15 protein-coding genes are annotated in these 15,027 nt (G+C 70.9%); 13 read left to right on the top strand and 2 right to left on the bottom strand.

The window, feature by feature from the left end:
• Positions 1 to 121 precede the first annotated feature (121 nt).
• The 13 genes from ftsZ (at position 122) to ASC77_RS03235 (ending at position 13,781) form a co-directional block, all read left to right on the top strand.
• Positions 122 to 1,282 carry a cell division protein FtsZ gene (gene ftsZ / locus ASC77_RS03300; RefSeq protein ID WP_056148782.1) on the top strand — a complete coding sequence of 387 codons (1,161 nt, stop codon included), beginning with the start codon at positions 122 to 124 and terminating at the stop codon, positions 1,280 to 1,282.
• A complete protein-coding gene (locus ASC77_RS03295) occupies positions 1,279 to 1,965 on the top strand; it encodes a polyphenol oxidase family protein (RefSeq protein ID WP_056148780.1) in 687 nt (228 codons plus the stop codon). The genes ftsZ and ASC77_RS03295 overlap by 4 nt, the downstream gene beginning before the upstream one ends.
• Positions 1,962 to 2,672: a YggS family pyridoxal phosphate-dependent enzyme gene (locus ASC77_RS03290; protein ID WP_056149841.1), complete on the top strand. Its 711-nt coding sequence runs from the start codon at positions 1,962 to 1,964 to the stop codon at positions 2,670 to 2,672. The genes ASC77_RS03295 and ASC77_RS03290 overlap by 4 nt, the downstream gene beginning before the upstream one ends.
• 60 nt (positions 2,673 to 2,732) lie before the next feature.
• Positions 2,733 to 3,230, top strand: a complete 498-nt coding sequence (locus ASC77_RS03285) for a cell division protein SepF (protein WP_056148779.1) — start codon at positions 2,733 to 2,735, stop codon at positions 3,228 to 3,230.
• 6 nt (positions 3,231 to 3,236) lie between these two features.
• Positions 3,237 to 3,527, top strand: a complete 291-nt coding sequence (locus tag ASC77_RS03280; protein WP_056148777.1) for a YggT family protein — start codon at positions 3,237 to 3,239, stop codon at positions 3,525 to 3,527.
• A 93-nt stretch (positions 3,528 to 3,620) separates the two neighbouring features.
• On the top strand, positions 3,621 to 4,367 hold the full coding sequence (locus tag ASC77_RS03275) for a DivIVA domain-containing protein (RefSeq protein WP_082574497.1): 747 nt from the start codon (positions 3,621 to 3,623) through the stop codon (positions 4,365 to 4,367).
• Between the two features lie 165 nt (positions 4,368 to 4,532).
• Positions 4,533 to 5,594, top strand: coding sequence for a TraR/DksA family transcriptional regulator (locus ASC77_RS27105; RefSeq protein WP_235547425.1), 1,062 nt, complete (start codon positions 4,533 to 4,535; stop codon positions 5,592 to 5,594).
• Positions 5,567 to 6,166, top strand: coding sequence for a signal peptidase II (gene lspA, locus ASC77_RS03260; RefSeq protein ID WP_056148774.1), 600 nt, complete (start codon positions 5,567 to 5,569; stop codon positions 6,164 to 6,166). The genes ASC77_RS27105 and lspA overlap by 28 nt, the downstream gene beginning before the upstream one ends.
• Positions 6,163 to 7,101, top strand: coding sequence for an RluA family pseudouridine synthase (locus ASC77_RS03255; RefSeq protein ID WP_056148772.1), 939 nt, complete (start codon positions 6,163 to 6,165; stop codon positions 7,099 to 7,101). The genes lspA and ASC77_RS03255 overlap by 4 nt, the downstream gene beginning before the upstream one ends.
• Complete coding sequence (locus ASC77_RS25975; protein ID WP_082574414.1) at positions 7,091 to 7,789, top strand: GNAT family N-acetyltransferase; 699 nt, start codon at positions 7,091 to 7,093, stop codon at positions 7,787 to 7,789. The genes ASC77_RS03255 and ASC77_RS25975 overlap by 11 nt, the downstream gene beginning before the upstream one ends.
• Positions 7,790 to 8,025: 236 nt before the next feature.
• Positions 8,026 to 11,580 (top strand): DNA polymerase III subunit alpha, encoded by a 3,555-nt coding sequence (dnaE, locus tag ASC77_RS03245; RefSeq protein ID WP_056148770.1) that lies wholly within the window; start codon positions 8,026 to 8,028, stop codon positions 11,578 to 11,580.
• On the top strand, positions 11,577 to 12,122 hold the full coding sequence (locus ASC77_RS03240) for a hypothetical protein (RefSeq protein ID WP_056148769.1): 546 nt from the start codon (positions 11,577 to 11,579) through the stop codon (positions 12,120 to 12,122). Before dnaE ends, ASC77_RS03240 begins: the two co-directional genes overlap by 4 nt.
• 9 nt (positions 12,123 to 12,131) lie before the next feature.
• Complete coding sequence (locus ASC77_RS03235) at positions 12,132 to 13,781, top strand: DUF3352 domain-containing protein (protein ID WP_056148767.1); 1,650 nt, start codon at positions 12,132 to 12,134, stop codon at positions 13,779 to 13,781.
• Here ASC77_RS03235 and ybaK read toward each other — a convergent pair.
• Together ybaK and ASC77_RS03225 are read right to left on the bottom strand one after the other, a co-directional pair.
• Positions 13,778 to 14,266, bottom strand: coding sequence for a Cys-tRNA(Pro) deacylase (gene ybaK / locus ASC77_RS03230; protein ID WP_056148766.1), 489 nt, complete (start codon positions 14,264 to 14,266; stop codon positions 13,778 to 13,780). The genes ASC77_RS03235 and ybaK overlap by 4 nt on opposite strands.
• 7 nt (positions 14,267 to 14,273) lie before the next feature.
• On the bottom strand, positions 14,274 to 14,939 hold the full coding sequence (locus tag ASC77_RS03225) for an LON peptidase substrate-binding domain-containing protein (protein ID WP_056148765.1): 666 nt from the start codon (positions 14,937 to 14,939) through the stop codon (positions 14,274 to 14,276).
• Between the last annotated feature and the right edge of the window lie 88 nt (positions 14,940 to 15,027).

Raw genomic sequence — 15,027 nt, 5'->3', positions numbered from 1 at the left:
ACCACGGCGAGGTTGACATAACTATAACCCTCAGGCTGAGGGTCAGAGTTCATCAACACGCCGGACCAGCTTCCCCGTCCGGACCGGACATCCGCACCCAGCAGCGAAAGGCGAGATCGCCGTGGCAGCAGCACAGAACTACCTGGCCATCATCAAGGTCGTCGGTATCGGTGGTGGTGGTGTCAACGCCGTCAACCGGATGATCGAGGTCGGGCTCAAGGGCGTCGAGTTCATCGCGATCAACACCGACGCGCAGGCCCTCCTGATGAGCGACGCCGACGTGAAGCTCGACATCGGCCGCGAGCTCACCCGCGGCCTCGGCGCCGGCGCCAACCCCGAGGTGGGTGCGCGCGCCGCCGAGGACCACTCGGACGAGATCGAAGAGGTCATCAAGGGCGCCGACATGGTCTTCGTGACCGCGGGCGAGGGCGGCGGCACCGGCACCGGCGGCGCGCCGATCGTGGCCCGCATCGCCCGGTCGCTCGGTGCGCTCACCATCGGCGTCGTGACCCGGCCGTTCGCGTTCGAGGGTCGCCGTCGCGCCAACTCCGCCGAGGAGGGCATCGCGCAGCTGCGCGAGGAGGTCGACACCCTCATCGTGATCCCCAACGACCGGCTGCTCTCGATCAGCGACCGCAACGTGTCGGTCCTCGACGCGTTCAAGCAGGCCGACCAGGTGCTGCTGCAGGGTGTCTCCGGCATCACCGACCTGATCACCACCCCCGGCCTGATCAACCTCGACTTCGCCGACGTGAAGTCGGTCATGGCGAACGCCGGCTCGGCGCTGATGGGCATCGGGTCGGCCCGTGGCGACGACCGGTCGGTCGCCGCCGCGGAGATGGCGGTCTCGAGCCCGCTGCTCGAGGCGAGCATCGACGGCGCGCACGGCGTGCTGCTCTCGATCGCCGGTGGCTCGGACCTCGGCCTCTTCGAGATCAACGAGGCCGCCGCGCTGGTCGCGGACGCGGTGCACCCCGAGGCCAACATCATCTTCGGCGCCACCATCGACGACGCCCTCGGTGACGAGGTCCGGGTCACGGTGATCGCGGCGGGCTTCGACGGCGGGATGCCCAAGCGCCGCGACGAGGGGAACGTGCTGCGGCGTACGCCGGCGCAGGAGTCGAAGCAGGCCTCCGCCCCCGTCGAGGAGAGGACGCCGGTCCCGGCGGCCGCGCCGTCCTCGCCCGCCCCCCAGGCTGCTCAGCCGTCCGCACCCCGGCCGGCGCCGACCCCGGTGCAGTTCGACGACGACGACCTGGACATCCCCGACTTCCTGAAGTGACCTTCCTCTTCCACGACACCGTGCCGGTGACCACCGGCACGGTGTCGGTCGCGTTCACGGAGCGACGCCTGGACCTGGGCGACCACGCCGAGCCGGCGGTTCGCGAGGCGGCCCTGGCCGAGATCGCGGCCGAGACCGGCGCGACGCCGTACCTCATGCACCAGGTGCACGGGACCGCCGTGCACGTCCCCGACGGCGCGGACGCGGCGTTCCCCGACGCCGACGCGCTGGTGACCGGCGCGGCCGGGCTGGCACTGCTCGCCCGCGCCGCCGACTGCGTGCCGGTGCTGCTCGTCGCCGAGTCCGGTGAGGTCGGTGCGGTCCACGCCGGGCGCGAGGGCGTACGCCGGGGCGTGGTGCCGGCCGCGCTCCGCCGGCTCGACGAGCTGGGCGCCACCGGCGTGCGCGCGTGGGTCGGTCCGCACATCTGCGGCGCCTGCTACGAGGTCCCCGAGGCGATGCGGGCCGAGGTCGCGGCCGAGGTCCCCGCCACGGCGGCCACCACCAGCTGGGGCACCCCGTCGCTCGACCTCGGGGCCGGCGTCCGGTCCCAGCTCGAGGCCGCGGGCGTCGCCGTCGTCGAGGTCGGTGCCTGCACCCGCGAGGACGAGGCGCTGCACTCCTTCCGGCGCGACGGCGCGGCCGCCGGACGTCTCGCCGGCGTCGTGTGGAGGACCGCATGACCAATCCCTCGGCGCGCCGCGACGAGCTCGCCACCAACCTCGAGACGGTTCGTGGCCGGATCGACGGCGCGTGCGTCGAGGCCGGTCGATCGCCGGACGACGTACGCCTCGTGGTCGTGACCAAGTTCTTCCCGGCCTCCGACGTCCGGCTGCTCGCCGACCTCGGCGTCACCGACGTGGGGGAGAACCGCCACCAGGAGGCCGAGGCCAAGGCCGCCGAGTGCGCCGACCTCGGCCTCACCTGGCACTTCATCGGGGGTCTCCAGAGCAACAAGGCGGCCGCCGTGGCGGCCTACGCCGACGTCGTCGAGTCCGTGGACCGCGCGAAGCTGGTCACCGGTCTGAGCAGGGGAGCGCACGCGCGCTCGCACGAGGTCGACGTGCTGCTCCAGGTCAGCCTGGACCCACCCGGCCGCGAGGGCCGTGCCGGTGCCGACCCGAGCGACCTGCCGGCTCTCGCCGCCGCGGTCGAGGACGCCGGGATGCTCCGGCTGCGCGGCCTGATGGCGGTCGCGCCGCTCGGGGAGGACCCCCGACCGGCCTTCGAGCGGCTCGCCGAGATCCACCGCGACCTCCTCGCCGAGCACCCCGGAGCCACCTGGGTGTCGGCCGGGATGAGCGGCGACCTGGAGCACGCGATCCACGCCGGCGCGACACACGTGCGTGTCGGCTCCGCGGTCCTCGGTTCGAGGCCGCAGTTCAAGTAGGGTCCCAAACACCAAGAGTGCGTCCCTGCAAGGGGCGCGGAGTACCGGAGGACATCAGTCATGAGCGGCGGAATGCGCAGGATCGGCGAGTACCTCGGCCTGCTCGAGGACACCGGCCGGTACGACGACGAGTACGGCGCCTACGAGGGCGAGTACGACACCCAGGAGACCATGCCGGTCTCCGCGCGGCCCGCGAAGCGCGAGAGCCGTCCCGCCCCCGTCTCGGACCTGTCCGAGCGGCGGCGTACGACGCCCGGACCGACCTCCGTGGTCGCCGAGCTCTCCCGCATCACGACGCTGCACCCGCGCACCTACAACGAGGCGCGCACGGTCGGCGAGAACTTCCGTGAGGGCACCCCGGTGATCATGAACCTGTCGGACATGGACGACACTGATGCCAAGCGTCTGGTGGACTTCGCCGCGGGTCTCGTCTTTGCGACTCGTGGCACCATCGAGCGCATCACCAACAAGGTCTTCCTGCTCTCACCGCCGAACGTCTCGGTCGCCGCCGAGGACAAGCAGCGCATCGTCGAGGGCGGGTTCTTCAACCAGAGCTGAGGGAACGTGCACGCAGTCGGGGTGGTCGTCGAGATCGTCCTGTGGTTCTTCATCGCGCTGCTGTGGATCCGGTTCGTCGTCGACTGGGTGCAGATCTTTGCCCGGTCGTGGACACCGCGGGGCGTGCTGCTGGTGCTGCTGGAGGTCGTCTACTCGATCACCGATCCGCCGATCAAGGCGCTGCGCCGGGTGATCCCGCCGCTCCGGATCGGGAGCGTCACCCTCGACCTCAGCTTCCTGATCGTGATGATTGGTGCTTATGTACTGCTCCAGGTCAACAGGCAGACTCTCCTCTGACCCGGGGATGCGCAGTGCTGGATGTCTCGGTAGCCAGCAGGGGCGCTATTGTTCGACGGACAGTAACTCTGACGAGAATGAATGGGTGAGGTCATGCCGCTGACGCCTGAGGACGTGAGCAACAAGCGCTTTACTCCCGTCCGGCTCCGCGAGGGCTACGACATGGGTGAGGTCGATCAGTTCCTCGACGAGGTGGAGGCTGAGCTCGCGCGGCTCACGAAGGAGAACGACGACCTCAGGTCGAAGCTCTCCGCCGCGCAGTCGGGCGCCCCGGTGCCCGCCGCGCCGGAGCCCGTGGTCGAGAAGACCCCCGAGCCCGAGCCGGCCCCGGTGCCCGTCGCGGCACCCGCGCCGGCCGTTGCGGCCAGCCCGGTCGAGACGATCCGGGTCGAGACGGTCCCCGAGGCGTCCAACGCCGCGGCCCGCCTCCTGGAGATCGCGACGCGCAACGCCGACGAGCTGGTCGAGGACGCGAAGAACGAGGCCGACAAGATCATCGCCGAGGCCCGGACCAAGTCCGAGCGTCTCGACGTGGAGTCCCGTACCAAGGCCGACCGGCTCGAGGCCGACGCCCGCACCCGCGCGCAGATGCTCGACTCGGAGACCGCCGAGCGTCGCCGGCAGATGTTCGGCGACCTCGAGAAGGAGCGCGACAAGCTCAACGGCGAGGTCGAGAACCTCCGCTCGTTCGAGCGCGAGTACCGCTCCCGGCTGAAGAGCTACTTCAGCCAGCAGCTGGAGTCGCTCAACACCGGTTCGGAGTCCCAGGGCCCGAGCGGCGACGAGTCGTCGCCCGCGCCGAAGCGGCTGCGGTCGATCCTGGGCGAGGACGACGCCTGATCCACGCGTGAGCTGAGCGCGACGACACCGGTCGGCCCCTGCGGGGGTCGACCGGTGTCGTGCTTTACGGTGCGGCGGATTGGAGGGGTTACCACCGAGCGGCTACCCTCCCTGCACCCACTGTGGGCGAACCACAGGAGCCCGCACGGCCGAGGAGGCCCGCTCATGGCACGCTCGACGAGGAAGTCGATCACCGGACAGGCGAAGGCAGCAGCACGCACCGTGATGTCGCGGCGGGCGCCGGCCAAGAAGGCATCGGCCTCGGGCACCTCGGCTCCGGCCAAGAAGGCGGCTCCCGCGAAGAAGGCGGCCCCGGCGAAGAAGGCGGCTCCCGCGAAGAAGGCGGCCCCGGCCAAGAAGGCGGCCCCGGCCACGAAGGCGGCCCCGGCCAAGAAGGCGGCACCGGCCAAGAAGGCGGCACCCGCGAAGAAGGCGGCCCCCGCGAAGAAGGCAGCTCCCGCGAAGAAGGCGGCCCCGGCCAAGAAGGCGGGACCGGCCAAGAAGGCGGGACCGGCCAAGAAGGCGGCCCCGGCCAAGAAGGCGGCCCCGGCCAAGAAGGCGGCCCCCGCGAAGAAGGCGGCCCCGGCCAAGAAGGCGGCCCCCGCGAAGAAGGCGGCCCCGGCCAAGAAGGCGGCCCCCGCGAAGAAGGCGGCACCGGCCAAGAAGGCGGCACCCGCGAAGAAGACCGCTCCCGTGAAGAAGGTGGCCCCAGTGAAGAAGGCGGCTCCCGCCAAGAAGACGACCCCGGCGCCCGCTCGCGCCACGAAGGCGCCGGCCCCGGCCCCCGCCACGAAGGCCCCCGCCAAGAAGGCGACTGCCAGGAAGGCCACCGCCAGCAAGCTGGTCGTCCAGCCGGGCGAGTCGGCGTGGACCAAGGCCGAGCTCAAGGAGGTGCTGGACGAGCTGCACGAGCAGCGCACGCACAGCCTCGAGATCGTCGAGGGCCTCGACAGCGAGCTCAACGGCCTGATGCGGGACTCCGGCGACGGTGCCGGCCAGGACCAGGCCGACGTCGGCGCGAGCAGCTTCGAGCGCGACCACGAGCTCACGGTCCTCAACAGCGAGCGTGACAAGCTCGCCCAGATCGAACGTGCCCTCGCCCGCATCGACGACGGCACCTACGGGGTGTGTGAGTCGTGCGGCAACCCCATCGGCAAGATGCGGCTGATGGCCTTCCCGCGTGCCACACTGTGCATGACATGCAAGCAGCGCGAGGAGCGTCGCTGACCGGCGACCACGAGGTAGACCCACCCGTCCGACCCCGCGGCTCGCGTGGCCGCCTCCTGCTGGTCTTCGGGCTGGTCGCGGCGATCATGTACGCCGTCGACGTGGTCTCCAAGATCGTCGCGGTGGACCGCCTGACGGACCGTCCCGACGTCAAGATCATCGGCGACCTCCTGGTCCTGCACCTGGTGCGCAACCCGGGCGCGGCCTTCAGCACCGGCACGGCGTACACCGAGGTCTTCACGTGCCTCGCCATCGCCGCGGTCGTGGTGATCTGCTACCTCGCCCGCCGCATCGGCAGCCTCGGCTGGGCGTTCGCGCTCGGCTTCCTCCTGGCCGGCGTCGCCGGCAACCTGACCGACCGGCTCGTGCGCGAGCCCGGGCCGCTGCGCGGCCACGTCATCGACTTCTTCATGCTGCCGCACTGGCCGGTCTTCAACGTGGCCGACATCTGCATCGACATCGCCGCAGGGCTGATCCTGATCCAGGTCTTCCGCGGGGTCCGCCTCGACGGCACGCGCACGGCGAGCCAGGACGAGCCCGCCGAGGACGAGGCGCCGGGGGAGGTCGCATGAGCGACCAGGCCGACCACCGGGTGCTGACGATCCCCGAGGGGCTCGCGGGGGAGCGCGTCGACGCGGCCATGGCCCGCCTCTTCGGACTCTCGCGCACGCGGGCCGCCGACCTGATCGCCGCCGGCAACGTCGAGGTCGACGGAGCCGCCGTCGCGAAGAGCGACCGGGTCCTGCCGGGGGCCGTGCTCGACGTACGGATCCCCGTCGAGGTCGACCCGCTCGAGGTCGTGCCCGAGGTCGTCGAGGGCATCAGGATCATCCACGACGACGACGCGATCGTGGTGATCGACAAGCCGGTGGGCGTCGCGGTGCACCCCTCGCCCGGCTGGTCCGGACCGACGGTCGTCGGTCACCTGGCCGGCGCCGGCTTCCGGATCTCCACCAGCGGGGCGTCCGAGCGCCAGGGGATCGTGCAGCGCCTCGACGTGGGCACGTCCGGTGTGATGGTCATCTGCAAGTCGGAGCACGCCTACTCGGTGCTCAAGAACGCCTTCCGGCACCGCACGGTCGACAAGGTCTACCACGCGCTCGTCCAGGGGCACCCGGACCCGCTCGAGGGCACCATCGACGCCCCGATCGGGCGGCACCCGAAGGCCGACTACAAGTTCGCGGTGATGGCCGACGGCCGGCACAGCGTCACGCACTACGAGACGCTCGAGGCGCACCGGTTCGCGAGCCTGCTCGAGGTCCACCTCGAGACCGGCCGCACCCACCAGATCCGGGTGCACATGGCCGCGCTCAAGCACCCCTGCGTCGGCGACCTCACGTACGGCGCCGACCCGTCGCTCGCGAAGCGGGTCGGGCTCGAGCGGCAGTGGCTGCACGCGATGCGCCTGGGCTTCGAGCACCCCGACACCGGGGACTACGTCGAGTACGAGTCCGAGTACCCGGAGGACCTCGCGCACGCGCTCGAGGTGGTCCGGGATGCCCACTGAGCTGAGCCTGCGACCGGCCACCGAGGCCGACGCGGACGCCGTCGTGGCGGTGCACCTGGCGTCCCGCGCCGCGGCCGCGATGCCGCCCGGCGTCCACGCCGAGCACGAGGTGCGTGCCTGGCTGGGCGCCCGGGTCGCCGAGGACGAGGTCTGGGTCGCCGAGGCTGACGGTCGCGTCGTCGCCTACGCCCGCCTGACGCCCACTTGGCTCGACGACCTGTACGTCGACCCGGCGTACGCCGGTCGGGGAGTGGGCTCCGCACTGCTCGACCTGGCCAAGTCGCTGCGGCCCGACGGCTTCTGCCTGTGGGTCTTCGAGGTGAACGCGCCCGCCCGGGCGTTCTACGCCCACCACGGACTGGTGGAGCTGGAGAGCACCGACGGCTCCGCCAACGAGGAGCGCGCGCCCGACGTACGGATGGCGTGGCCGGGGGCCCGGCCGCTCGCCTTCCTGCGCGGGCTGATCGACGAGGTCGACGAGCAGCTCGGCGACCTGCTCGCCCGGAGGGTCGCGCTGACCGCCGCGGTCCAGGACATCAAGCACGACACGACCCGTGACCCGGTACGGGAACGCGAGATCGCGGAGGCGCTGGCGCTGCGGGCGCCCGCGCTGGGGGTCGAGCGGCTGGAGCGGATCGTGCACACGATCATCACCGAGAGCCTGGACACCGCTCCCATTTCCGACTAGCGCAGGCGTCGCACCTGACGTATGCGTCGTCTCTCGATGAGTACAGCGACACGTACGTCAGGTACGACGCGCTGCCTGGTTTGTCGGTGGTCAATGACATGCTCGGCAGGTCCCGACGTGGCGGGGATGGGGCGTTAGAGTGATCTCCTTCCCCCACCACGGTGCCCACGACCCCCTTCGTGGCTCTGGTGACGTATGCCCGCAACCGCCGATGCACCGAGGAGTGGCCCGCGCCGATGGCTTCAGGCTCCCAGGACTCGTTCGTCCACCTCCACGTCCACACCGAGTACTCCATGCTCGACGGAGCCGCTCGGCTCGGTGCGCTGGCCGAGCGCACCGCGGAGCTGGGGATGCCTGCCATCGCCATGACCGACCACGGCAACGTGTTCGGCGCCTACGAGTTCTACAAGAAGGCGAAGGGCGCCGGGGTTAAGCCGATCATCGGCATCGAGGCCTACTTCGCGCCCAACATCTCGCGCTTCGAGCGCAAGGGCGTCAACTTCTACGGTGGCGGGCCCGACGACGTCTCCAACCGTGGTGCCTACACCCACATGACGCTGCTCTCGGAGTCCACCGAGGGCATGCACAACCTCTTCCGGCTCTCGACCGGCGCCTGGCGCGACGGCTTCTTCAAGCACCCGCGCATGGACCGCGAGCTGCTGTCGCAGCACGGCAAGGGGATCATCGGCACGACCGGCTGCCCGTCGGGCGAGGTCCAGGTCCACCTGCGTCACGGCGCCTACGAGGCGGCCCGCCAGACCGCGGCCGACTTCCAGGACATCCTCGGCAAGGACAACTACTTCCTCGAGCTGATGGACCACGGTCTCGACATCGAGACCCGGGTCCGCGACGGGCTGCTGCGCCTCGCCAAGGACCTGCAGATCCCGCTGCTCGCGACCAACGACTCCCACTACGTCAACCGGGAGGACGCGAAGAGCCAGGAGCACCTGCTCTGCATCAACTCCGGCTCGACGATGGACATCCCGGCCGGCGACGGCCCGGGCCAGCGGTTCGCGTTCAACGGCGACGGCTACTACATCAAGTCCGCGCAGGAGATGCGGGCGCTGTGGGCCGACAAGTACGACCTGCGCGAGGCCTGCGACAACACCCTGCTGATCGCCGAGCGGTGCGACGTCTCGTTCACCGAGGGCAACGGCACCTTCATGCCGCGCTTCCCTTGCCCGCCGGGGGAGAACGAGGACTCCTGGCTGGTCAAGGAGGTCGAGAAGGGGCTGCAGTTCCGCTACCCGGGCGGCATCCCCGACGACGTGCGCAAGCAGGCCGAGTTCGAGGTCGGCGTCATCACCTCGATGGGCTTCCCGGGCTACTTCCTGGTCGTCGCCGACTTCATCAACTGGGCCAAGGACAACGGCATCCGGGTCGGTCCGGGCCGCGGCTCCGGTGCCGGCTCGATGGTCGCCTACGCGATGCGCATCACCGACCTGGACCCGCTCCAGCACGGACTGATCTTCGAGCGGTTCCTCAACCCCGACCGCGTCTCGATGCCCGACTTCGACATCGACTTCGACGAGCGTCGTCGCGGCGAGGTGATCCGCTACGTCACCGAGAAGTACGGCGACGACCGGGTCTCGATGATCGTCACCTACGGCACGATCAAGGCCAAGCAGGCCGTCAAGGACTCCTCCCGCATCCTCGGCTACCCGTTCGCGATGGGCGACCGGATCACCAAGGCGATGCCCGCCGCGGTGATGGGCAAGGACGTCCCGCTCCAGGAGATCTTCAACCCCGAGCACAAGCGGTTCGGCGAGGGCGGCGAGTTCCGGTCGCTCTACGACGCCGACAACGACGTCAAGCGCGTCGTCGACACCGCCATCGGCATCGAGGGCCTCAAGCGTCAGTGGGGCGTGCACGCCGCCGGCGTGATCATGTCCAGCGAGCCGCTGCTCGACATCATCCCGATGCTCAAGCGGCCCGCCGACGGCGCGATGATCACGCAGTTCGACTACCCCACGTGTGAGGGCCTCGGCCTGATCAAGATGGACTTCCTCGGGCTGCGCAACCTGACCGTCCTCGACGACGCGGTCAAGAACATCGAGGCCAACCGCGGCGAGACGGTCGTCCTCGAGGACCTGGAGCTGACCGACCCCGCGACCTACGCGCTGCTGCAGCGCGGCGACACCCTCGGCGTCTTCCAGCTCGACGGCGGCCCGATGCGTGCGCTGCTGCGCAGCATGCGCCCCGACGAGTTCGAGGACATCTCCGCGGTCGGTGCGCTCTACCGGCCCGGCCCGATGGGCGCCGACTCCCACAACAAGTACGCCCGCCGCAAGACCGGCCGCGAGCCGGTCGAGGCGATCCACCCCGAGCTGGCGGAGCCGCTCGAGGACATCCTGGGTGAGACCTACGGTCTGATCGTCTACCAGGAGCAGGTCATGGCGATCGCCCAGAAGCTCGCGGGCTACAGCCTGGGCCAGGCCGACATCCTGCGTCGCGCGATGGGCAAGAAGAAGAAGGAGGAGCTGGACAAGCAGTTCGCCGGCTTCTCCGCGGGCATGCAGGAGCGCGGCTACTCGATGGCCGCGGTCAAGACGCTGTGGGACATCCTGCTGCCGTTCTCGGACTACGCGTTCAACAAGGCGCACTCCGCGGCGTACGGCCTGGTCTCATACTGGACCGCCTACCTCAAGGCCAACTACCCGGCCGAGTACATGGCGGCGCTGCTGACGTCGGTCAAGGACGACAAGGACAAGTCCGCGATCTACCTCAACGAGTGCCGCCGGATGAAGATCCAGGTGCTGCCGCCGGACGTCAACGAGTCGTCGCACAACTTCACCCCGGTCGGCCCCGACATCCGCTTCGGCCTGACCGCGATCCGCAACGTCGGCGCCAACGTCGTCGACGGCGTCGTCAGCGGGCGCGAGGAGAAGGGGCGCTACGAGGACTTCAACGACTTCCTCGACAAGGTGCCCGCGCAGGTCTGCAACAAGCGGGTCATCGAGTCGCTGATCAAGGCCGGCGCGTTCGACGACATGAAGCACCGCCGCCGCGCGCTGGTCGCGATCCACGAGACCGCCGTCGACCAGTACGTCGACATCAAGCGCAACGAGGCGATCGGCCAGGACTCGCTCTTCGGCGGGATCGACGACGACAGCGGCTTCGGCGTCTCGGTGGCGATCCCCGACCTCGACGAGTGGGACAAGATGACGCTGCTGGGCCACGAGCGGGAGATGCTCGGCCTCTACGTCTCCGACCACCCGCTGCTCGGCCTCGAGCACCTGCTCGCCAACAGCTCGGACTGCACCGTCGGCCAGCTGATGCTCGACGAGGACCGCGCCGACGGCAGCCCGATCCAGATCACCGGGCTGGTGACCGGCGTGCAGCGCAAGATCACCAAGCGCGGCGACGCCTGGGGCATGGTCACCGTCGAGGACCTCGACGGTGCCATCGAGGTGCTGCTCTTCCCGAGCGCCTGGCAGCTGTCGGGCCACATGATCTCCGAGGACGCGATCATCACGGTCAAGGGCCGGCTCTCGAGGAGCAAGGACCAGCCCGAGATCATGGGCCAGGAGGTCAGCCTCCCGGACCTCTCCGACGGCCCGTCCGGCCCGGTCGTCATCAAGCTGCCGCAGACCCGGGTCAACGCCGACACCGTCGATCACCTCAAGGACGTCCTGAAGACCCACCCGGGCGTGACCGAGGTGCACCTCAAGGTGCTGATGCGGGAGAAGACCCTGGTGATGCGGATCGGCGACCACCACCGGGTGACGCCGAGCCCCGCGCTCTTCGCCGACCTCAAGCAGCTCCTCGGCCCGGGGTGCCTGACCGGATGACGACGTCGATCGATCGCCGGCTGGTCGCGCAGCTCGGCCTCGTCGTCGCGGGCTTCGCGGTCGTCGGGGTGCTGGCCGGTGTGGTGTGGCAGTGGCTCTGGACCCCGACCATGGGTGTCGCCTACAGCCACACCTGGACCGCTGCCGACGCGATCGGGCTCCAGCAGGAGTTCTCCGGCACCGGGTGGTACGTCGCCGTCGGTGTCGTCGCCGGGCTCGTCGCGGGTGTCGCGACCGCGCTGCTCGCGGTCCGGGTGCCCCTGCTGACGCTCGCCGCCGTGGTGGTCGGCTCGGTGCTGGCCGCCTGGCTGATGCTGGTCGTCGGCACGGCGCTGGGCCCGGCGGACCAGGACGCCGTCGCCGCCACCGCGGCCGACGGCACGAAGATCCCGATGGCGCTGGCCGTCACCGGGCGCAGCCCCTGGATCGCCCTGCCGTCGGGGGCGCTGATCGGGGTCGTGCTCGTCTTCGTCGGCATCCCGCTGCGATCCGGTGGAGCCGCACCCGAGCAGACGCCTGCCGAGACCGGCGCTGCTGGATAGGCTGCGCGGGTGCCGTACGACACCCCCACCGGTCCGCCGCCCTCCGAGCCCCCTCACCAGGGCCCCGTCGAGTACCTCGACAGCAGGGGCGGCGACGGGCTGACGCCTGCCCCGCGCGCCGGCAACGGACGGCGTACCGCCGTGGTCGCGGTCGCCACGACCGTCGGCGTCGCCGTCGTGGGCGGGGCCGCGTGGGCGGCCTGGTCGTTCTTCTCGACCGGCGCCCAGCCGGCCGAGGCGCTGCCGGCATCGACCCTCGCCTACGCCAGCATCGACCTGGACCCGAGCGGCGGCCAGAAGATCGAGGCGCTGCGCACGTTGAAGAAGTTCCCCGCGTTCGAGGACAACGTCGGGCTCGACACCGACGACGACGTGCGCGAGTGGATCTTCGACCAGATCCAGGGGGAGTCCGACTGCGCCGGCCTCGACTACGGCGACGACATCGAGCCCTGGCTGGGTGACCGGTTCGCGGTGGCCGCCGTCGACGCGGGCGGTGACACGCCGGCCCCGGTCTTCGTGGTCCAGGTCTCCGACGAGGACGCCGCCGACGCAGGGCTGAAGAAGCTCCGCGAGTGCGGCAGCGGCAGCACGGACGACGGCGCCTGGGCGATCTCCGACGGCTGGGCCCTGGTCGGCGAGGACCAGAAGACGGTCGACGCGATCGCCGCCGATGCGGCCGACTCCCCGCTGGCCGACGACGACGACTTCCAGCAGTGGACCGACGCGGCCGGCGACGACGGGATCATCTCGATGTACGCCGCGCCCGCGGCCGGCAAGGCCCTGGCAGACGGGCTGCAGGGCCTGTCCGGTCTCCCGCTCGACGGGGTCGACGACCTCGGCGGCGGCGCGGCCGGCCCGCAGGAGATGACGGACGCGCTGAAGGACTTCAAGGGAGCGGCGGCCACCGTCCGCTTCGACGACGGCGGCCTCGAGCTCGAGGTCGCCGCCGACCCGGCGGCCACCGGCAAGGCTGTCACCGCGGGCGACCACGGCGGGGACGCGATCTCGACGCTGCCCGACGACACCGCCGCGGCCATCGGGCTGAGCTTCCAGGAGGGCTGGCTGACCGACATCGTCGACCAGGTCTCCCAGGCCTCGGGGGAGTCGGCCGACGACCTCCTGGCCGAGGCGGGCGAGCAGCTCGGCCTGGACCTGCCACAGGACGCCGAGACGCTGGTGGGTGAGTCGCTGACGCTCGCGGTCGACGCCGACTTCGACCCGGATTCGCTGTTCTCGAGCGCCGGGGTCGACGACACCGGGGCCACCGGGGTCGGCGTCAAGGTGCTGGGCAACGCCGACGACATCGAGGGGGTCCTCGACAAGCTGAGCACCGCTGCGGCCGGGGCCGACGGTGGGGTGCTCGACAGCGACTCCGGCGACGGGGTCGTGGCGGTGGGTCCGGACGCCGACTACCGCAAGGTCCTGCTCGAGGACGGCGGGCTGGGGGACAGCGACCGGTTCACGAAGGTCGTCGAGCACGCCGACGACGCCGCGGCGGTCGTCTACGTGAACTTCGACGCCATCGGCGGCTGGCTGGCGGACTCCGGCGTCCTGGACGACGAGGTCGGCGACAACCTGGACCCGCTCGGTGCGCTCGGGATGAGCGCCTGGGTCGAGGACGACGTGGCCCACGCCGTCCTCAAGGTCACGACCGACTAGCGTCCGATCGCGGCGACGATCGCGCCGGTGACCTCGACCAGGTCGGCCGGCGCGATCTCGAGGTCGAGCCCGCGGCGACCCGCGGAGACGTAGACCGTGCCGTACGCCGAGGCGGTCTCGTCGAGCACCGTCGGGTGCCGACGCCGCTGGCCGACCGGGGAGATCCCACCGGCGACGTACCCGGTGGCCCGCTCGGCCGCAGCCAGGTCGCCCATCGCGGCCTTGCTGCCGCCGACGGCGCGGGCCAGCGCCTTGAGGTCGAGCTGGCCGGAGACCGGCACGATGCCGACGGTCAACGCACCATCGACGCTCGCCATCAGCGTCTTGAAGACCCGCGCCGGGTCGACGCCCAGGGCCTCCGCCGCCTCGAGACCGTAGGACTCCGCCCGCGGGTCGTGGTGGTACTCGTGCAGGGTGAAGGCGATCCCCGCAGCGGTCAGGGCGACGGTCGCGGGCGTGCCACCCGCCGACTTCTTCTTCGCCATGACGCCCTCAGTTCGGCGACCAGCGCGTGCGGGCCACCTCGGTGGCCGGCAGCGACGGGATGACGTTCATGGCGCGCAGCTCGGAGCGCAGCAGGTCGGTGAGCAGGACGAGCCGCTCGGTCGCGTCCTCGGCCTCGAGCAGCGACTGGCGCTCCGACATCGGCAGCGGCGCGACGGCGGCCAGCGTCCAGGAGAGGTACGTCGGGTCGCGGGGGAGCGCGCCGTCGTACGGGTCGCTGCGGAGGTCGGCAAGCGCCACCCGGTAGGCGGTGAAGGCGGCCCGAGCGCGCTCCAGCACCTCCTCGGGCACCGGGGCGGAGACGTCGGGCCGGTCGATGACGTGACCGACGGGGAAGGTCCCCGTGGTGTCGAGGCGCTGGAGCTCGATCCGCTCCATGCCGACGGCGACCACGTCGAAGGTGCCGTCGGGGTGGCTCTCGATCTCGGTGAGCTGCATCCGGCAGCCGACCCGGTACAGCGACTGCGCGCCGTGGTCGCCGACCTCGTAGCCCTCCCGGATGCCCACGGAGCCGAACGCGCGCTCGACCGGGTCCTCGACCCGCAGCAGGTGGTGCACCAGCGCCCGGTAGCGGTCCTCGAAGACCTTCAGCGGCACGCTCAGGCCGGGGAAGAGCACCGCGTTCAGCGGGAACATCGGGAGCGTGTCGTCCACGCCTCCAACGTAGTCGGTCCTCGCGACGGTGGTTTCGAGGCTCGCTGGCGCTCGCACCTCAACCACCGTGTCGGTCCTGAGTCTCGAA

Origin of the sequence: Nocardioides sp. Root1257, assembly GCF_001425175.1 — a bacterium.
Taxonomy (GTDB): Bacteria; Actinomycetota; Actinomycetes; order Propionibacteriales; family Nocardioidaceae; genus Nocardioides.
The sequence above is the reverse complement of the archived record's forward strand: the minus strand, read 5'-3'. Positions and strand labels throughout refer to the sequence as shown.